Source organism: Flavobacterium sp. UMI-01 (assembly GCF_019656315.1).
In the GTDB taxonomy this organism is placed as follows: domain Bacteria; phylum Bacteroidota; class Bacteroidia; order Flavobacteriales; family Flavobacteriaceae; genus Flavobacterium.
The window spans coordinates 106,643-126,980 of sequence record NZ_BPLU01000067.1 but is presented as its reverse complement, the minus strand read 5'-3'; the positions used below and the strand labels follow the sequence as shown (position 1 = coordinate 126,980).

General features: G+C 36.4%; 17 protein-coding genes. 3 read left to right on the top strand and 14 right to left on the bottom strand.

Features of this window, described 5'->3' with window-relative positions:
* The first annotated feature begins 176 nt into the window (after window positions 1-176).
* Window positions 177-830: an RNA methyltransferase gene (locus K5R64_RS14525; RefSeq protein WP_220764452.1), complete on the top strand. Its 654-nt coding sequence runs from the start codon at window positions 177-179 to the stop codon at window positions 828-830.
* 71 nt (window positions 831-901) lie between these two features.
* On the opposite strand, the gene K5R64_RS14520 is transcribed toward K5R64_RS14525, so the two are convergent.
* The 5 genes from K5R64_RS14520 to K5R64_RS14500 form a co-directional block, all read right to left on the bottom strand.
* A complete protein-coding gene (locus K5R64_RS14520) occupies window positions 902-2,428 on the bottom strand; it encodes a PepSY domain-containing protein (RefSeq protein WP_220764451.1) in 1,527 nt (508 codons plus the stop codon).
* Window positions 2,429-2,433: 5 nt separating this feature from the next.
* Complete coding sequence (locus K5R64_RS14515) at window positions 2,434-4,593, bottom strand: TonB-dependent receptor (RefSeq protein WP_220764449.1); 2,160 nt, start codon at window positions 4,591-4,593, stop codon at window positions 2,434-2,436.
* A gap of 83 nt (window positions 4,594-4,676) precedes the next feature.
* On the bottom strand, window positions 4,677-5,051 hold the full coding sequence (locus K5R64_RS14510) for a hypothetical protein (protein WP_255580390.1): 375 nt from the start codon (window positions 5,049-5,051) through the stop codon (window positions 4,677-4,679).
* Window positions 5,052-5,358: 307 nt separating this feature from the next.
* Complete coding sequence (locus tag K5R64_RS14505) at window positions 5,359-6,264, bottom strand: hypothetical protein (RefSeq protein WP_220764446.1); 906 nt, start codon at window positions 6,262-6,264, stop codon at window positions 5,359-5,361.
* Window positions 6,265-6,888: 624 nt separating this feature from the next.
* Window positions 6,889-7,428, bottom strand: a complete 540-nt coding sequence (locus K5R64_RS14500) for a dihydrofolate reductase family protein (RefSeq protein WP_220764444.1) — start codon at window positions 7,426-7,428, stop codon at window positions 6,889-6,891.
* Between the two features lie 536 nt (window positions 7,429-7,964).
* On the opposite strand from K5R64_RS14500, the gene K5R64_RS14495 reads away from it, so the two are divergent.
* Window positions 7,965-8,813 carry a polysaccharide lyase family 7 protein gene (locus K5R64_RS14495; protein ID WP_220764442.1) on the top strand — a complete coding sequence of 283 codons (849 nt, stop codon included), beginning with the start codon at window positions 7,965-7,967 and terminating at the stop codon, window positions 8,811-8,813.
* Window positions 8,814-9,189: 376 nt separating this feature from the next.
* Here the strand turns inward: K5R64_RS14495 and K5R64_RS14490 are convergent, their stop codons facing one another.
* The 9 genes from K5R64_RS14490 to K5R64_RS14450 form a co-directional block, all read right to left on the bottom strand.
* Complete coding sequence (locus K5R64_RS14490; RefSeq protein WP_220764440.1) at window positions 9,190-9,540, bottom strand: MliC family protein; 351 nt, start codon at window positions 9,538-9,540, stop codon at window positions 9,190-9,192.
* A 154-nt stretch (window positions 9,541-9,694) separates the two neighbouring features.
* Window positions 9,695-10,279, bottom strand: coding sequence for a hypothetical protein (locus tag K5R64_RS14485; RefSeq protein ID WP_220764438.1), 585 nt, complete (start codon window positions 10,277-10,279; stop codon window positions 9,695-9,697).
* Between the two features lie 326 nt (window positions 10,280-10,605).
* Complete coding sequence (locus tag K5R64_RS14480; protein WP_220764436.1) at window positions 10,606-10,923, bottom strand: HNH endonuclease; 318 nt, start codon at window positions 10,921-10,923, stop codon at window positions 10,606-10,608.
* 14 nt (window positions 10,924-10,937) lie between these two features.
* Window positions 10,938-11,819: a restriction endonuclease gene (locus tag K5R64_RS14475; protein ID WP_220764434.1), complete on the bottom strand. Its 882-nt coding sequence runs from the start codon at window positions 11,817-11,819 to the stop codon at window positions 10,938-10,940.
* A gap of 333 nt (window positions 11,820-12,152) precedes the next feature.
* The gene (gene secA / locus K5R64_RS14470; protein ID WP_220764432.1) at window positions 12,153-15,503 is read right to left on the bottom strand and encodes a preprotein translocase subunit SecA; all 3,351 of its coding nucleotides are present in this window, start codon (window positions 15,501-15,503) and stop codon (window positions 12,153-12,155) included.
* 87 nt (window positions 15,504-15,590) lie between these two features.
* Window positions 15,591-15,812, bottom strand: coding sequence for a DUF2795 domain-containing protein (locus K5R64_RS14465; RefSeq protein WP_007138072.1), 222 nt, complete (start codon window positions 15,810-15,812; stop codon window positions 15,591-15,593).
* Between the two features lie 163 nt (window positions 15,813-15,975).
* Window positions 15,976-16,545 (bottom strand): cob(I)yrinic acid a,c-diamide adenosyltransferase, encoded by a 570-nt coding sequence (locus K5R64_RS14460; protein WP_220764431.1) that lies wholly within the window; start codon window positions 16,543-16,545, stop codon window positions 15,976-15,978.
* A gap of 245 nt (window positions 16,546-16,790) precedes the next feature.
* Window positions 16,791-17,486, bottom strand: coding sequence for an ABC transporter ATP-binding protein (locus K5R64_RS14455; RefSeq protein WP_220764429.1), 696 nt, complete (start codon window positions 17,484-17,486; stop codon window positions 16,791-16,793).
* Between the two features lie 99 nt (window positions 17,487-17,585).
* Window positions 17,586-18,365 carry an O-methyltransferase gene (locus K5R64_RS14450; protein ID WP_220764427.1) on the bottom strand — a complete coding sequence of 260 codons (780 nt, stop codon included), beginning with the start codon at window positions 18,363-18,365 and terminating at the stop codon, window positions 17,586-17,588.
* 184 nt (window positions 18,366-18,549) lie between these two features.
* Here K5R64_RS14450 and K5R64_RS14445 point away from each other — a divergent pair, with 184 nt between their 5' ends.
* Entirely contained in the window at window positions 18,550-20,103 is a 1,554-nt protein-coding gene (locus K5R64_RS14445) for an SDR family NAD(P)-dependent oxidoreductase (RefSeq protein ID WP_220764426.1), read from the top strand.
* Window positions 20,104-20,338 lie beyond the last annotated feature (235 nt).

Genomic DNA, 20,338 nt, shown 5'->3' with positions numbered 1-20,338 from the left:
AAATAAATACAAATTTCACCATTTGAAACCGATTATCAAACAAAAAAAGAGTGCAATACTTCACACTGTTTTTGGTGTTTTGAAGGCAAACTGAATGGGAGAAAAAAACGGTTTCTAATTCTTAGTTCTTTAAAAATCTTTTTAAAGTTAGTACTTTTGCCCAAAAATTACGCTCGATGATTGATTTAGATTACCTTAATTTTCTTGAAAATATATTGACTGACAACCGCAAAGAACGTTTTTTGGAGGTTTTAAATAACCGTACCAATCATTTTACGGTTGCAGTTGAAGATGTTTATCAAATGCACAATACCAGCGCCGTAATGCGTAGTTGTGAGGTGTTTGGTGTTCAGGGACTTCATGTGATTGAACAGCGTTTTGGAAAACGTATCGACAAGGAAATTGCGCTTGGAGCCCAAAAATGGGTGGATATTCATCGGTATGAAAATGCCACGAATTGCATTCAGACGTTGAAAAATAAAGGGTACCAAATCATCGCGACCACTCCTCATGAAAACGACTGCATGCTGGAAGATTTTGATATTTCCAAGCCTAGCGCTTTATTTTTTGGAACAGAAAAAGAAGGACTTTCTCCTGAAATTATGGAACAAGCTGATGGTTTCTTGAAAATCCCAATGGTAGGCTTTACCGAAAGTTTGAACATATCGGTTTCGGCTGCAATCATTATTCAAAACCTGACGAATCGCCTTCGTAATTCGGATATCGATTGGCACCTTACAGAAGAAGAAATTCTAGAAAAACGCCTGACTTGGGCCAAAAATTCCATTAAAGACAGTAAGCGAATCGAAGAACGCTATTATGGGGGATGAGTTAGAGGTTAAGGGTTAAGAGATAGAACTTCAAATACCTAATATGCATCTCCTAACCCCTAACTCCTAGTTTATTTCTTCACAAACAAATATAGTCCGAGTAGGCTCACTACCAAAACTCCTAATGCGGATAGAGCCATGACCAAATCCCGAATGTTTTTACCTGCCCAGTCCATAAATAAAAATTTATGTAAAATGGCAAAACTATATCCTTCCAAACGGTCGGCATTGGTTACAAATGCCGCTAATCTTGAAGTGGTAGGTTCGATATAAAAGGTAGTTTTATCGAGCGTATCATAGCTCATTTGAATCACAGGAAGTCTTTTGTTTACAAAACCATATTCCCGATTGTCAAATTGGTATAAATAGCTGGTTTTTATCAACGATGCATCTTTAATACAAGATGCTGTGTTTACTACATCACAACAATCCGCTGGGGTTTCTTCCTGATGGCTTGCTTTCATTTTAGCAAATATATTAGCCAGAAAAACAGCATATTGCTTTTCAATTGTTTTGTCTTCGATTCCCGTTTTGCAGTCGATGTATTTATTATGGGATTCTCCGTCTTCATTGGGAAGCAATTGTACTTGCAAATACGATTTTTTATTGAATTGAATTACCGAATAGTTTGCCCAAGTCGAATCGGGTTTGATGGTGGCCATTGTAGTGCTGAAATCAGTAGTTTTGAAATCAGGGGCATACACCATTTTGTCTAACGTGTACGGTTCCAGTTTTTTGGTGGCATGATAGCCTCCACTAAAGGCAAAAGTCAAGGTTACCAAGGAAACCGCAATTCCGATTTTGCGATGGTGTTTTCTGAACTTCGATTCGTTATCTGTTACTGTTGTTTTTTTAAATACGTTCCAAAAGAACCCATAAATTACCACACCACTCAAGGCAGAGAAAGTAATGATACCAAGTAACAACAACATTAAGGAGATTTGTATTGTTTTATTGGTAATGCTTTCGAGAAAATTCCAATTGTGGAAGGTGTCAAATATCCACAGCTGTGCTTTTCTCGAAGTGGGGTTGTAAGTGGCTAATTTGCTAGAAGTAGTCTCTACGTAAACATCCATAGTGTCATCACGGTCAAAACTAAGTTTCCAAACTGGTAAATAGCGATTGACATATTTGTATTCGGTGTCAAAAGTGGTTTGCAATTGGATATCAGTAATTGTGCTTTTTTGATCGTCCAGAAAATAACGAGACAGCCATTCGGCATACAATCTATCGCCATTTTTCAATTCTGTTCCGTCAAATGCATTGAAATACAAAACTTCGTTGGGCGCACTCGTTTTGACTTGGTAATAAGTACTTCCATTAAAACTAACCAATCTGAAATTTTTGAACGTTTCGATTTTGTTCTTTTGTAAAACTTCATAAAGCGTCAACTTGATTTGTGTGGAATCAATAGCAGTTGCTTCTAATTTCTCATGAGCGATTGTTGGTTTGAACCAATGCGCCATGATGGGATGCATCAATCCTGAAATACACCAAAAAATCACTGGGATTATTGTGATAATTCCCAGTGTTCGGTGCCATTTGTAAAGATTTTTTTTGAGTTTTTTAACCCATTTTGGAGTTTTATTTTTTTTCATCCGATTTATTTTTTCAAACAAAGGTTGTATTGTAATCCAATCAAAAAGGTTCTTGGGGCAGCAGCATAATAGCTTGATTGGGCTGAGCTAGCATTTCCTCTACTGGCATTATAAGCATATAGTTTATCAGTAAAGTTCATTAGATTACCATAAAACTCTACATTTTTGTATTTGTAACCTACTCTTCCATTGAATACAGTGTAGCCTTCATAGCTGATGGTGTTGATTTGATTTTGAAAGAAACTACTAACATATTGACATTCTACTGAAGCTCTAAAATTTGGTAACCAATTCGGGTAATAGCTCAGTTCTGAATTTCCAGACCATCTTGGAGCCGATGGCATTTCGTAACCACTTAAATTTTGTATTGCATCGGTGGTAACGTCCGAAACTTTAAAATCGATGTAACGGTGTTCTGCTACCGTACCGCCTAGGCGAATGTGCCATTGTCTATTAGGAGTGTAATTAAGTCCAAATTCAATTCCTTTATGACTGGTTTCCCCTGCAGAACGATAATCGGTTGTGTTGTCTTCTAGTTTAATATTTAATAATTCATTTTTACCTTCCATGTAGTAAGCCGCATAATCAAAATTAAGTTTGTTTTTATAGACTGCAACCCAACCGCCTATTTCAAAATTTTCAAAAGTGGCAGGTTCTAAATTATAGTAAAACTCTGCTGGTTTTCCCGTAGTTCCTCCAGTTCCAGGTCTTGCTCTGAAAATGGTAGTGATATTTGGAGGTGAAAATCCTTGTGAATAGTTTCCGTAGAAACCCGCTTCTTTAAATGGGTTGTAATTTACACCTGCTTTAAAGGTAAACTTATCGTAGGTTTTTTTTCCAGTTGAATGATCTAAAATATTATCGTAATTCAGTTTCATATTGTCATAACGCCCCCCAAAAGTAAAAGTCACTTTTGAAACAGGGCTAAAGCTAATTTGTTTGAAGACAGCTGTATTGTAGATATCCGCATTATAATTAGCAATTTTTAGTTCAGGATGTTCAGATACTATTTCGTATTTGTTGACCGTTTGTTTTCCTGCTTCTCCAGGGTTTAAAGTTGCTGAAAGCTTGATTAAATAAGACCAGTAGGTAACAGGGGAAAAATCAAAAGAAGCACCACTTACCATAGTCGTGTTCCAGAAATCAAATTTTTGGGTGTGTTGTCCAACTGCACCATAACTTTTAAAGTTATTGGAATTAATTTCACCCGTAGCAGTAGTTGGATTATTGGTTTGACTCCAACGAATTCCATACGATGGATTTTGTCCTAATTTATTGTCTCGATGGTAAACGGTCAGATACGAATGAGCACTGGCATTCCAATCGTGTTCTAATGTCAATCTACTGCGTAAAGCTTCTGATTTACGGTAGGTGAAATCAGAGGTGCTTTTGTAGCTTCTATTGTAAAAATCAGATTCGTTAACACTACCGCTCATATCCGAGAAGTATTTTCCAATCATGGTATTACTTATCAAACGAGTATTATCATTTATTGCGTAGTCAACGCGTATATTCAAGTTGTCTTTGTTGTAATCAGAATGAGCCATCCAGGAATTTTCCTGTACGCTAGAAATTCCAGAAACGTGAAATCCTACTTTTCCTATTGTTGCACCACCAGCAGCTTGAATGCGTTTGTAGCCCCATTGATCGGCTTGGATTCCAAATTTAAACTCAGGGTAATAAGATGGTTTTTGCGATATCAAATTAATCGTTCCACCTACAGCTTCAGGGCCGTATAAGGAAGAGGTAGGGCCTTTTACTACCTCAATAGTTTGCAGGTTGAATTGGTTAATCTCCAACAAGGCATTGTGGTTAAAGATTCCTAAAGGACGAATGGGAAGTCCATCTTCCAAATAAAGGTAATAGGCATTAGTGGTTATGGGTTGACGAATAGCCATCATATGCTGTTCGTTTCCAAGATTTACCATAAGAACTCCCGGGGTTTTATTAGCAATCTCGAATAAGGAAACGGCTTTAGTTTCCTCTATGGTTTTTGAAGTTATTTTACTAATCGCAACAGGAGTTTCTTGGCGTAACGTTTTTGTTCGGTTGGCGGTAACAAAAATATTGTCTAGCTCTGTGCGAGTGGTATCTTTTGTTTTTTTATTTTGGGCGTGCGATAAGATTCCTATGATGGTCAATAGGATTAGAAACGTTTTTTTCATTTGGTTTTCAATAAATTATAATACAAAATGCTCCTTTGGTTGGCATCCAAAAGAATTGTTCTGAGATACAGAAAGATTATAATTTATACGAGGGGTGGATGGAAAACGGCAAATGAAACCGATTTAGGTTTTTCGCAAAAAACGGAAAAAACAGCTTCTTTAATCGAAGGAGTATTGTTTGGGTCAAAATGAAATTCAAAAGGAGCAACCGTATAAACCAATTCTGTTTTTTCTTTCAGATTAGTATGGTTCATTCTTTTTTCGTTGTCTTCGTATTTTTTAAGGCTTTTTTGCAATTCGCATCGCCCATTACAACTGTTGTTGATGTTGGCTCGTTGGATACAAATGGTTTGAGCGATTTCGTCTTGCGCCATTTTAAATTGCGTGTAAATCACCACACTTCCTAGAGAAGGAAGTAAAAGTAAAAGTGATAATAAAGTCGCAAAAAATAGTTTCAACGCTAAGCCGTTTTTAAGTTGGTGCAAAAGTAGTAAAAAGATTTGATTGGCTTTTTTTTATGAAGTGATTTTTTTGCTTTTTAGCAATTTTGCTTATGTAAGTCTGCGGAGTTTATTTGGGCCAACTTGCCACTATGGAAGAATTACAGAATGTAGTATTATAAAGTTTTTAAATGAACTAATTTGTCCATCATTGTGTGGCCAAAATATTCATTTTTACTCTTTTTAGGATTAGATAAAAGTAAATGCTTATAAAAAAAGAGCGCATTATTGCGCTCTTTTTTATAATTGTAATTTAATTAGAATATTAGTTACAGCTAAGTGGTAAAATAGAATTGACATTTACATTTGTTCCAGAAGCAGACCAGTCTCCTGTGATCAAACCTCCTGAATTGAAAGAATTCCATTTAATATTTACTGTAATTGTTTCACAAGCAGCAACGCTTCCTTCAATAGTAATAACACGATTTGAACTACCACCAGGTGTTTTTTGAGAAGCAATTAAATTTCCTCCAGTTATTGTAACAACAGCATCTGAACCAGTAAAGTTAGTTAAACCACCTTGAATTTTTAAATTCGTCAAATCTTCTTTTGAAGTAAAAGTGTAATTCGCTTCACGAGAAGTTCCGCAAGAAACCGCAGTTCCAGTAAATGCATTTTCACAAGTTGCCTCAGGACATAATCCTATTAGACTGTAGTTGATATTAAAAATAGCTTGTGGACCATTTCCAGCTACTTGTAAATAAAGTGTTTCTACGTCTCCAGCTTTCCAATTTGCTTGAAGAGGATAAGTATGTGTCCCCCATGTATTTGCAGCGGCCTGTAAACCAGTTGAAACATTGTTTTTTATAACATCAGAGAAACCATTTGTACTAAGAACCTGAACTACAAAATGAGTAGCAGTATTGAAATATTTAATATAAACGGTTTTTGAGTTCATGTCGTTATTTGGACCTCCCCAAGAAATTGTTGTTTGTGCGGTTTTTTCATAATAAATTTCACTTTCAGTTGCTATACAATTATTTTCTTGACTGTCATAAGGAACTAAATTGAATTGAGAACTTGGAATAACGGTTGTTATAACCGACTTAGTAGTTGCACCTTTTGCAGATAAGTTACCATTTGTAGCCATTTCTGAATTGTTGTCTAATGCATCTGTACTACAGCTTACTAATGCTAGCGCTAACGATAATGATAAGATTATTTTTTTCATATTGATTTTAAATTTTAGTTGTTTCTGCTACAAATATTAGGATTAGTTTTGAATAACGTGTAAGAATTGTAATATAATCGATAAAGGTTTTATTTTAACGTTAAAATGCATTATTTTTTGGTTTATATAGTTATGGTTTGTGAATTGTTATTGTTTTTGGCTTTAGGCTTACATTTTCTAATTAAATTATTAAATATTGTTAATATATTTAAAGTATAGGAGTAGGCTTTCTTAAGATTTAAAAATTTCGGTGGATTGAGTCGTCTAACCTGCTTTTTTTAGGATTATCATTAGCGGAAAAGTTAGGAGCCATTTAGAACAATTTTATTCTAAATGAATAGTGCAAATACGCAAAATAATAGTTAGTTTTTTGCCGCTACTCCGATGTTAGGAGCATTTCGAAGAGTCAATATTTTTGAGATATAAAATGTGAGCTGTCTTTGGGTACAGTTACTTCCATAATCTTTCCTTTCTGATGCAGGAAGACTAGAGGGATAGTAAACAAGCGAAGCGATCTCCTTGAATAACGAGACAAAGGTTATTTTTTATTTAAAGTATATCTATATTGAAAGTATGGCACGAAAGGATTCGCGCGACAGAGGTGCATTTTGAAGTTACTTGGTTTTATCTTTTTCGTCTGTAATGACTCTGCACTATTTGATTCAAATATGTTTTTGTTCCAATCAATTCAAATTTCAATTCGTTTGGTAGTTCTGAAAACAAGGGAGCACCTCCACCTAACAGAATGGGAATTGTGGTAATGATCATTTCATCAATTAAGTCCTCATTTAGAAAATTAGTTATCGTAGTTCCTCCGTCAATATAAAGTCTGTAAAATCCTTTTTTGTGAATTTGTGCTAGAATTTCCGTTAAAGTACCATTAACCAAAAATGCTTTCTCTTTAAGACTTGCAGGTATTTCTTTTAAGCTGTTGCTTAGTACAAATACGGGTTTGTCATATGGCCAATCAACATCAAACCCGAGAACAGTTTCAAATGTTTTTCTTCCCATTACAAGAGCATCAATTTCCTTGTTGAATGCTATATATCCCATATCATCATGATCGGGATTTGGTATGGAATTTAACCAATCAAGCCCGCCGTTTTTAGCTGAGATGTAGCCGTCTAAACTGGTTGCAATAAATACGCTGTTTTTCTTATTCATTATTTTTTGGAATTTAGTTGTCTGCTGGCCAGTAAAGTAATGCAGCAGATTTATACCACAAATGTTATTACGAACAGCTGCTCGTTCACACGCTCTAAATTATGTCATATATTTCAAAAAACAAAGATAATCTCGACTGCGCTCGATTTGACCAAAACCAACATTTAATTTAAAACGTTCTGTCAAGTCGAGCGCAGTCGAACCCATTTTGAGTTAAAGTGTAAATTCTTTATTTGCATAGTTATTCCCGCAATCTTGTCTTCTCGACGATAGGAGGGCTCGAGCAATAGCGAACAGGCGAAGCAAACTCCCTAAGTAGCTCGACAAAGTTTATCTATTGCTCACTGTTGCGGGCACGAGCGAGACGCTCGCGCTAGCTGGGGACTAAATTGAATTCCTAAATTTTTGGTTAAATCAAATAAATTGGTTAACCAATATTTTTTTGTTCGATTAATAGTGGTAGTTTTGCTTTCCCTCTATTGGTTAACCAATTAAGATGCAAATTTATAAACTATTAATTATCAAATTATTCAAAAATGAAAAGCAAAAATTATAATCTTACGCTATTTTTATCATTATGTATGCTGCTATTATGTATTTCTCATTCCACGGTGGCTCAAGTACCTGCTGATTTGATGCGAAACTGCAAACAGTGGTATATTACATATCCAACAGGCAAAAATGCAAATACTATTTGTAATGAACCTAATAATGAATTTTATTATGTAAATAAAGATAAAAATGCAATCACTTTCCGTGTTCCTATTAGAAGCGACAATGGTACCACACCAAATACTAGAAACATTAGATCTGAATTGAGAGAAAAAACAGCCGATGGTAAAGAGAATATATTTTGGACTACTGAAGGAACACACCAAATCTATGTAAAACAAGCCATTACTCATTTACCTTTGAATCGCCCACGACTTGTCGCCACCCAAATTCATGGTGATAAAACTGCTGGTATCGATGATGCCATGGTGATGAGATTGGATGGGAAAAAATTATACTTATGTTTTAATGGAGGTAAATTACATCCTAATGTAACGATCAAATCTGATTATGTTCTGGGCACGGTTCATGAAGTTATTTTCAAGATAGTAGATGGAAAACATTATTGCTATTATTCAGAAGATGGAAAACTTTTGTCAGCTTATAAAAAAGGAAAAGCCGCACGTTATTTAATTAAGGACGGAAATAATGATTTTGTAATGGACAAAAATTATGATAAATCTTATTTCAAAGTGGGCAACTATACGCAAAGTAATCCTACTGATGAAGGTGACCTAACTGGTGACCCTAATAATTATGGTGAAGTAGTGGTTTACGATTTTGATGTTGATCATTCAGGTAAAGGCTTTACTACTGCAAAGCGTTCAAAATAAATTTGAAATACAGTTTATAGCTCTTCTTTAAAATTGGAGTTATGCAGTACTAAGGTACCCGATAATTGAAAACGAATAACTAGCTTTTTGCAAAGGTATTCATCTTATAAAAATGGCAAATGGAGATTATTTCATTTGCCATTTTTTGTATGATAGTTTTCCAAACGAATTACTAAATTGTTTTACAAAGATTCATTAAGCAAAAATATAAATAGCTACACTAAGTTGTAAGTCCATGTAACCCCAATCTTGTCCTCCCGACGATAGGAGGACGCGAGTGATAGCGAACAGGCGAAGCAAACTCCATAAGTAGCTCGACAAAGTGTTTTATTTTTGTTGTTTGCTCATTGTTGTGGGCACGGATTGCAAATCCGTACTATCCTTTATGGCTAAAGATTAATTTTCCGTCTTTTTTTAGTTCGATGTTTTGTCCTTTGCCTCTCAATTCGTATTGGTCATTTTTGTACCAAATTCCCGAAGCCGTTTTTTGGCTAAGAAGCTCTATTTTTTCATTGTTAAACTCAACGATTGCTATACCGGTAGTATTATTAAAGGTCAATTTGATTTTGGAACCATCAGGATTGGTCAAAGTTTTTGTAACAATAGCGGAGGTTGAACTCTGGACCGTTGGTAGAGGGAGGGTTTGTTTGGTTTCAGTTGTTTTCTCTTTACAGGAGGTTATTACAAGACTGGTTATTATGACTACTATAATTTTTTTTGATATCATAATTTCGTTTTTATTTTGGCTGTTGCTATGTCGACTTTTACTATTATAGGTGTAGTTGTGAGCTTAAATTTACGAATAATTCACTACCGCTAAAACTTCGAGCCATTTGTGTAGTACTATTACAAACGTCTGTGCTCTTCTGTAGGAGTGAGTTTTATTTTTTTAAATTAATTGCTGGAATTTCTACAGCACTTACCTTTGTCATCAAGTTATTTTTGTCTGTTTTAAGTTTTTTAAAAAAATCAGCTATTTCATTGTCATAAGCTCTTTCACTCACCGCATAGAGTAACAAACCTTTCGAATCAGCATTTTGGTATTTCTTGTATCGATAAACATTTCTTTCAACCACTAATATTGTTTTACCGTCTTTAGAATTCACACTCATTAAAAAATCAAGGATGGTTTCTTCACCTTTTTCTACCACATTGTAATTTATTACTGGATTTAGTTTTTTGGCATTTTCAAGTTCTTGAATTTTTTGATTTACAAAATCCTTCACTTTGAAATCTCCTTGTAGAAAATCGATTGTAACCATTTTTTTGAATCGATCCAGTTTTTCCTCTTTTGGTAAATATTCTTGTTTGTAATAAGTAGCATTGGGGTGTGTACTCCAAACCAAATTATAATCTTGATTGTCAAATGTAAGGGTGTTTTTTGTTTCAAGATAATTGATGGCATTTTGAGAGAATCCTACTATTACGGAAAACAGTAATAAGCTAGTGGAAATGAGTTTAGTCATGTTTTTTGGTTTTAAATTATTTATTTATTGTAGTTAGTTTTTGTGTTTATAAGGAAAACATCAAGTTTGATACCTCTTAACCCCAATCTTGTCTTCCCGACGATAGGAGCAAACTCCGTAAGTAACTCGACAAAGTATTTTATTTGTGTTGTTTGCTCAATGTTGAGAAATGGAACACAGATAACACAGATGAAACGGATTATCACAGATTTTTAAAGTCTCAGTAACCCCATTTTTGTCTTCCCGACGATAGGAGGGAACTCCGAAAGTAGCTCGATCAAGTTTATCTATTGCTCACTGTTGCGGACACGAGCGAGACGCTCGCGTTAGCTCGAGGTATTTTTAATAGCTTCTTTTACAACGATAGCAATGTTTTCTTCTGTAATGTTTTTGTTTTTGCAGTATTTACCTGTAAGCCAGTTCTTTAAAGGTTTTGCTCCTTTACTGGCATTACAAGACATACAACAAAGTGCAATATTGTCTACTCCATTTAATCTAATATCATTGACAATATGTTCCCATGACGGCATTGATTTTCTAGATTCATTTTTTTCTAAAAACTTAATACCGCAATAAACACAATTAGTATCTCTTTGCTTTACAAAAATCTCTACATCAATTGGAATCCCCCAACGGTTTGCCATATTAATTTAATTATTTATTCCCCTTCAAAAAAATCATTATCCAATTCTTTTACTTCATAAACAGCTTTTATTTGAATGCCAACATTATATTGATGCATCAAATCAACTAGTTTTAAGCCATTAATTAAGATAATTGTATGATGGGCATCATTTGCTTTTTTAATAGCACCTGTATCAAAAGAAGAAGTTGTCACGAAGACACCTTTTTGAGTATCTCCACTCATTGCGCCAATAAAGTTTCTAATATCTTTTTCACGGACCTTGTTCTCTCCATATCGTTTCGCTTGAATGTAGATTTTGTCTAGACCAAGTTTATCTTCATTAATTATTCCGTCAATTCCGCCATCACCTGTTTTTGAAGTCTCGATAAAGTCTCCGTATCCCATCTTTTTGAGAAGGATGAGAATTACTTTTTCAAAATAAAAAGGGTCAATTGACTTTAATTTTTCAAGTAATTCATCTTTAACTTGAACGTCTATTAAATTAAATCCTTCGTCGATAAGATCTTGAGGAGATGCATTTCGGATTTTTGTAGGAGTCGATTCATCCTTTGGATTTTCTTCATTATAGAACTCTAAAAAGTTTTCAGAATTTTCAACTTGATTTAAAGTCAAATTTGAAGAAGTTTGCTTTTTACCTTTTTCTGTGATTTTTACATAACCCCTTTTGGGGAATTCTATGTATCCTCCTTTTTTAAGGTAAGATTTTCCCCAGGCAATTCGGTTAATAATTAGAATATCTCCACTCTTTGTTTTTTGTTCCAATTTCTCTTTAGGTAATTCAGAATAGAATTGATTAATAACCTTTTGGTACATTTCTCTCGCTTGTAATGTTTCACCAGCTTCTAATACTTTCAGTATTGGAATAAATGTCTCGTGAAATTTAGGTATATCCATAATGGTTATTTTCTGATTATGTTCAACTAGTTTATAATTTCTGATGATAATCAGACTTTATTATAAGTCAAATATATAAATAAATCACTACAAAACATAAAATAGCTTATCCGTTTATTGACTGTTTTTAAACCGTAATTTTGAAAATAGAAACGTAGTTTCATAGCCCCGATAGCAGTGGAAATCCTCTTGTATGGCGAAAGCCAGTACAAGAGATTGCAACGAATAGCGGGAGGGAAGTCATTATGAAAGCCAAAGCTTCTGCTCCTAAAAACAAAAAAAATCCCCAACTACTTTCGTAATTGGGGATTGGAATTATGGATTTAAAAGGGTTTAGGCGTTTACCAGTACCCATTGTCCGGTAGCGAGTAGGCTTTCGGCTTTTTTGTATTTCATTTCTTGTGTTTGTCCTGTAGCCACGTTTTGAATGGTTACGGTATCGTTACGATTGATTTTTGGCATATCGCGAACGATGGTTTCCGTTACCTGACGTTGCTGAGTTTGCCCAGCTTCGCGATTAGCTGCTTCGCTCGAAACGATTTCGTCTTTTTGAGTTTGATAGTTCTCTTTTGGACGAGGAATCTCTCTGGCTTCGTGGATGGTTTCAGGAGCCGATTGTTGCGGTAAATCGCCTTTGAAAAGGAACGAAATCACCTCTCTATTGATTCCGTTTAGCATGCTACTGAACAAGTTGAACGCCTCGAATTTGTAGATAAGCAACGGGTCTTTTTGCTCGTGAACGGCTAATTGAACGGATTGTTTCAATTCGTCCATTTTGCGTAAGTGTTTTTTCCAAGCTTCGTCTACAATGGCTAGGGTGATGTTTTTTTCAAAATCGGCCACCAATTGTTTTCCTTGTGTTTCGTAGGCTTTTTTCAAGTCGGTTACCACGTTCAAAGATTTAACACCATCCGTAAATGGTACTACGATACGCTCGTAATGGTTGTTTTTGTCTTCGTAAACGCCTGCAATGATAGGGAAGGTCTCTCTTGCAGAACGCTCTGTTTTTTCGGTATAAAATTGATAAGCGGCTTTGTATAGTTTACCGGTCAATTCTTGTTCGCTCATTTTAGCAAAATCGCTTTCGCTTACGGGTGAGGTGAAAGAGAAATTGCGGATAATTTCGAATTCAAATGCTTTGAAATCGCTCACACCTTTGGTGTTTTGTACTATCACTTCGCAGGTGTCATACATCATGTTAGCGATATCCAATTTCAGGCGCTCGCCAAACAAGGCGTGACGACGACGCTTGTACACGACTTCACGTTGTGCGTTCATCACGTCATCGTATTCCAATAAACGTTTACGCACACCAAAGTTGTTTTCTTCGACTTTTTTCTGAGCACGCTCGATAGATTTGGTCATCATCGAATGTTGAATTACTTCGCCTTCTTCTAGTCCCATACGGTCCATTACTTTGGCCACACGGTCTGAACCAAACAAACGCATCAAGTTGTCCTCTAGTGATACGTAAAATTGTGAACTTCCCACATCTCCTTGACGACCTGCACGACCACGCAACTGACGGTCCACACGACGTGAATCGTGACGCTCTGTACCGATGATGGCTAATCCGCCTGCTGCTTTTACCTCAGGGGACAATTTGATATCGGTACCACGACCTGCCATATTGGTAGCAATGGTTACTACTCCAGGTTTTCCTGCTTCTTCAACGATTTGTGCTTCTTGCTTGTGCATTTTGGCATTCAATACGTTGTGTGTTATGCCTCTCATCTTAAGCATACGGCTTAACAATTCAGAGATTTCAACTGAGGTAGTACCAATTAATACGGGACGACCCGCTTTGGATAATTCAGTCACATCTTCGATTACCGCATTGAATTTTTCACGGGTAGTTTTGTAGATGTAATCTTCTTTGTCAATACGGGCAATAGGTTTGTTGGTTGGAATTTCAACTACGTCTAATTTATAGATTTCCCAAAGCTCACCTGCTTCTGTTACCGCTGTTCCCGTCATACCAGCCAATTTGCTGTACATTCGGAAATAGTTTTGTAAGGTTACTGTAGCAAAAGTTTGGGTTGCAGCTTCGATTTTTACGTTTTCTTTGGCTTCAATGGCTTGGTGCAATCCGTCAGAATAACGACGACCGTCCATGATACGACCTGTTTGTTCATCGACAATCATGATTTTGTTGTCCATGATAACGTATTCCACATCTTTTTCGAATAAGGCATAGGCTTTCAAAAGTTGGGTCAACGTATGAATACGTTCGCTCTTGATGCTAAAGTCTTGGAACAAACGTTCTTTTTCTTCGGCTTCGGCGTCTTTGTCAAGATTTTTCTTTTCGATGTTGGCAATTTCAGTTCCAATATCGGGTAGAACGAAGAAATCAGAGTCGGTATCTCCTGAAAGGTATTTGATACCATTGTCTGTCAATTCGACTTGGTTGTTTTTTTCTTCGATTACAAAATACAAGGCTTCATCAATTTTATGCATTTCACGGTTGTTGTCCTGCATGTATTGATTTTCTGTTTTTTGCAACAATTGCTTGATGCCTTCTTCACTTAAGAATTTAATCAAGGCTTTGTTTTTAGGCAAACTTCTGTACGCTCTTAGTAATAAGAATCCACCGTCTTTGGTGTTGCCTTCTTTAATTAATTTTTTGGCTTCAGCCAAAAATCCGTTGGCTAGTTGGCGCTGTTGGTTTACTAGGTTTTCGATTTTTGGTTTCAATTCGTTAAACTCGTGACGGTCTCCTTGCGGAACGGGTCCAGAGATAATCAATGGTGTTCTCGCATCATCAATCAATACCGAATCCACCTCATCGACAATCGCAAAGTTGTGTTTGCGTTGAACCAAATCGTCTGGCGAATGTGCCATATTGTCTCTTAGGTAGTCAAAACCAAATTCATTATTGGTGCCATAGGTAATATCAGCGTTGTAAGCGGCTCTACGGCCTTCCGAGTTTGGCTGGTGGTTGTCAATACAATCCACAGTCATGCCGTGAAATTCGAATAATGGTGCTTTCCAAGTACTATCACGTTTGGCCAAGTAGTCATTCACCGTTACAAGATGTACTCCGTTTCCTGTCAAGGCGTTTAAATAAATAGGTAAGGTCGCTACTAATGTTTTTCCTTCCCCTGTTTGCATTTCGGCTACTTTTCCTTGGTGCAATACCATACCACCGATTAACTGTACATCATAGTGTATCATGTCCCAAGTGATGGCTTTTCCAGCGGCATTCCATTGGTTTTGCCAAATGGCTTGGTCTCCTTCGATAGCCACATAAGGTTTGGTTGCCGCAAATTTTCGGTCTTGTTCAGTAGCGGTAACGGTGATTTCTGAATTTTCTTTGAAACGTCTAGCTGTTTCTTTTACCACAGCAAAAGCTTCAGGCAAAAGTTCTAATAAAGTTTTTTCGGAAATCTCGTAAGCTTCTTTTTCAAGGGCGTCAATTTTGTCGTAAAGTTCTTCTCTTTTATCGATGTCCTCTGTAGCTTCTACTTCTTGTTGTAACGCATTTATTTTAGCATCAATAGCCGCGCGAGCTTCTTTGATTTGGTTTTTAAAATAATAGGTTCTCGCTCTTAAATCATCATGAGAAAGCGTAATTAATGTGCTTTCAAAGGATTTTATTTTTTTTAAATAAGGTTGCAAAGCCTTAACATCTTTTTCGGATTTGTCTCCTACAAAGGCTTTTAAAATGCTGTTTATGAAACTCATAATAGTTTTTGTTTCTAAATTGTTTTTGTTTTTATATCGAACCAAAAAAAAAGCCTCAGAGTATGAGACTTTTTCTTGATTTATTTTTTAATATTCGTCCTCATTCCAAAGATAGTCTTCGTCAGTAGGATAATCAGGCCAAATTTCTTCCATCGATTCATATATCTCGCCTTCATCTTCGATTGATTGAAGGTTTTCTACCACCTCTAGTGGTGCTCCTGCACGTATAGCGTAGTCAATAAGTTCATCTTTGTTAGCAGGCCACGGTGCATCACTCAAATAGGATGCTAATTCTAATGTCCAATACATCTTTTTATCGATTTAGTTTTGTGCAAAAATAAATTTTTTACTGAAAAATACAAGTAAAAAAAGTTTTTTTTACAATAAAATTAAGAACGTGTTTTTTTCGAGTGTTCAGTATGCTGTTTTTTAGTGTTCAGTTTGTCACTGATGACTATTTTCTGTTCACGAATTACTTTCTTGGTATCCACTTCACTTCTTCAGCGTGTAAATCAAAAGTCAACTTTCGTGCCAAGACAAAAAGGTAGTCAGAAAGTCGGTTTAAGTATTGAATGGTAAGCGGTTCGATAGGTTCTTCGTGGTTCAAATGAACCGCTAAACGTTCGGCTCTACGGCATACACAACGTGCAATGTGACAATATGACACCGTGGTGTGTCCGCCAGGAAGTACAAAATGCGTCATGGGGGGCAAAGCTTGTTCCATGTTGTCAATTTCTTTTTCTAACAATTCGATGTCAGTAGAAAGAATACCTAGATTTTGTAAGCGGGGTTGACCATTTTTTAATACTTCTTTTTCGGGTGGTGTTGCCAGAATTGCGCCTACGGTAAACAAACGATCTTGAATTTCGATTAGGATGTTTTTGTAATGGGAGTCTATTTCTTGGTCGCGAATCAATCCAATATAAGAATTGAGTTCGTCCACCGTGCCATAACTCTCAATCCGGACGTGGTCTTTAGGGACTCTTGTGCCTCCAAAAAGTGCTGTAGTCCCTTTGTCACCTGTTTTGGTGTATATTTTCATTTTTTTTCTATTGTTTAATTGTTTAGAGGTTAATTGTTTAGGGTTTAATTGTTTAACTGGTTAATTGTTTAGGGGTTAATCGTTTAGAGGTTAATTGTTTAGGGTTTAATCGTTTAGAGGTTAATTGTTTAGGGTTTAATTGTTTAGAGTTTAATCGTTTAGGTTTTAATCAATTAACCAGTTAATCAGTTAACCAATTAACCAGTTAATCAGTTAACCATTTAACCATTTAACCATTTAATCCGTTAACCAATTATTCTCTCCGTGTCACTTTCAATCTTTCCATCTCGCAATCGAATGACCCGATGTGCATAAGCGGCAATATCTTCTTCATGGGTAACTAGAATGACGGTATTACCTTTGGAGTGGATTTCGTTAAAAAGCATCATGATTTCTACAGATGTTTTGCTGTCTAGGTTTCCAGTGGGTTCGTCGGCGAGGATAATAGAAGGATTGTTTACTAAAGCTCTAGCCACAGCTACCCGCTGGCGTTGTCCCCCTGAGAGTTGGTTAGGTTGATGGTCCATACGGTCAGCAAGACCTACTTGTGTAAGTACTTCTTGTGCTCTTGCTGTTCTTTCGGGTTTGCGATAACCTGCATATATCATCGGTAAGGCCACATTGTCTAATGCATTCATACGTGGTAAAAGATTGAAGGTTTGAAATACAAATCCAATTTCTTTATTGCGAATGGCCGCCAACTCATTGTCTTTCATTTGGCTTACATCCTTGCCATTTAAAATATAGGTTCCCGAAGTGGGTGTATCTAAACACCCCAAAAGATTCATCAAGGTTGATTTTCCTGAACCTGAGGGGCCCATCAGTGCAACATATTCCCCTTTGTTGATTTCTAAATCAATTCCTTTTAGCACATAGACGGTTTCATCGCCTAAAGTAAAATTGCGTGTGATGTTGGTTATTTTGATTAAAGAGTCCGTCATTTGAGCGCTACTTTTTTTTAGAAAATAAAAATACTAAATGTAAATGGAAGATTGGAGTTTCTTCTTTTTTTAACGCATTTTTATTATTCATTGGGAGATTTAAACTCGAATGACAAAATGCTGTTTGGGTTGTTCGTACCGAAAGAAAACCAATCCCCATTGATAAGTATCGATGGTTACTTTTACCTTTGGATGGTTTTTTATGATGTTCCATGCTTCTTCCATTTCAGCTGACCAGTGAATGTCGTCAAAAATCCAAACAGTATCATTAGTAATTGTAGGTAATAAACGTTCAAAATAATCTAAAGTCGCTTTTTTAGCGTGATTGCCATCAAAGTATATCAGGTCGTATTTTTGTTTTTCGATAGCTAAATTTTTAAAAGATGTTTCAAATTCACCTACAACGGTTTCAATATTGGTTAAACCAAATTTTTGAAATTGCTGTTGTGCTTGTGCTGCCGTTTGTGGGCAACCTTCAAGGGTAGTAATCCTTGCTTTTGGGAAACCTAAAGATAAGGCTGAAGTTGCTAAACCTAATGAAGTCCCCAGTTCTAGTACATTTTTTGGCTGAAAATAAGTAGCAATTCGATATAATAATTGGGCTCTCTTTGGGTGGATGCCACTGGTTTTCGCCATTTGTGAAATGAGGCGTTGGTTGGACGGAAATACTTTGGAACCCGCTCCAAAATCGGTGATTTCAATTACAGTAGTATTGTCTAAAAATTTTTGTCTAAATTGTTTTAAAACCGCATAATCAGCCTTGTTTTTTTTGTCATAAAAACATTTGGTAAGCAAAAGAAATACGAATGGGGAATGCACGGCATGTTCATTCTTTGAATGCCAAAGGAATTTTATATAGGATTTGATTTGAAAAAGCATATGAGGTAATTTCGCAGAGATTCGCAAAGTATATTAGACAAAGATACACGGAGATTTTTATTTTAAAGAAAAACTAAAAATAAAACTTTGCGAGTCTCTGTGTTCTCCTTTGTGAATCTTTGCGATATAGCTTTTTATTAAACTATCTTTGCGGCCTTGGAATTTTAGCCAAGAGGCACTTTATATGACACATCCAGAAGAAATGGAAGAGATGATTGCAATTGATTCAACTGAAATAGACCGTTGTATTGCTATTCTCTCTCAATTGAATACCCATACAGACCAGATTTTTGATATCCCAAAAGAACAACGTACTGCTTTAATCAAAGCGGCAGGACAGTTTGCTAGACCTGATCGTGACGAACTTTCGCGCCGTAAAAAAGACGGTGCCAAAGCAGCCAAACGCAAGATGGAGAAGCGTGATCGTACGGCTCGTAAGGAAACAGGAATTCGGACGGCTCGTGAAGCTACTGTGTTTATGGCTCCCAAATTGCTTGTGGCAGCTGAATTAGCGACTAAAGAAACCTTAGAATTGGAAACACCAAGACCATGTTATGTGTGCAAAACCAATTTTACCAAAATGCATCATTTTTACGATAGTATGTGTACGGATTGTGGGGAATTTAACTATGCCAAGCGTTTTCAAACGGCTGATGTGAAAGGACAAATAGCAGTGGTTACGGGGTCAAGGTTAAAAATAGGCTATCACATCACCTTGATGTTGTTGCGAGCTGGTGCAACCGTGGTGGCTACAACGCGTTTTCCAGTCGATTCCGCCTTACGGTTTGCGCAAGAACCTGATTTTAAGGAATGGGAAGACCGATTGAAAATTCACGGATTGGATTTGCGTCATATTCCAAGTGTGGAGATTTTTTGTAATTATATCGAACAGCAATACGGACGATTGGATATTTTAATCAACAATGCGGCTCAAACCGTGCGTCGCCCCTCCGGGTTTTACACGCATTTGATGAAAAACGAGGAACGCCCTTTAACTTCATTACCTTTGCAAGCTCAAACGTTGTTGTCCGATCACATCCATTGTTTGAATGAATTGAAAGCATTGACAACAGGGGCTTCTTCAAATCAAAATATGCCTGTTACTTGGCACGGCCCTGAGCCTGGAATTGGATTGCGAGCTTCGGCGCAGTTGTCTCAAATTCCGTATTCGTTTGATAAAGCCTTAGAGACTACAGAAGTTTTTCCAGAAGGAGAATTGGACGCAGATTTGCAACAAGTAGATTTACGAAAGACCAATAGTTGGCGTTTAAAATTAGGGCAAATTGAAACCACTGAAATGATTGAAGTGCAGTTGGTGAATTCGGTTGCGCCATTTGTGCTGTGCAATCGCCTTTCTGAATTAATGAAAAAAGACAACACAGGACGTAAGCATATTATCAATGTCTCGGCTATGGAAGGAAAGTTTTACCGTGATTTTAAAGAAGATCGTCATCCACATACCAATATGGCCAAGGCGGCTTTGAATATGTTGACACATACTGCTGCAAGAACTTTAGCCAAAGACGGAATCTTTATGAATGCCGTGGATACGGGTTGGGTTACAGATGAAGACCCCGCTGAATTGGCCAAAAAGAAACAGGAACAACTCGACTTTCAGCCTCCATTAGACATTGTAGATGGTGCTGCAAGAGTAATGGATCCGTTATTTGACGGTATTAACACCGGAAAACATTGGTGCGGAAAATTTTTGAAAGATTACAATCCGATTCCTTGGTAAAGTAATTATCATTTTAACCCGTTGGGTGAAATTAATTTTAGGCCTATTGTCATATAAAGTTTGTCGAAATGTATCATTTATGAGGCCTTCGACTCCCGAAACTTCTGGTTAGACGGACATCTTGGGTTTAAATTACTTTAGCTTTAAATTAGAATTGCCCTTTTAAATGAATCTGATGCATTTTATCTAACGGATAATTGTTGAGCAATATGGTTTTGACCACAACAGAATTTAG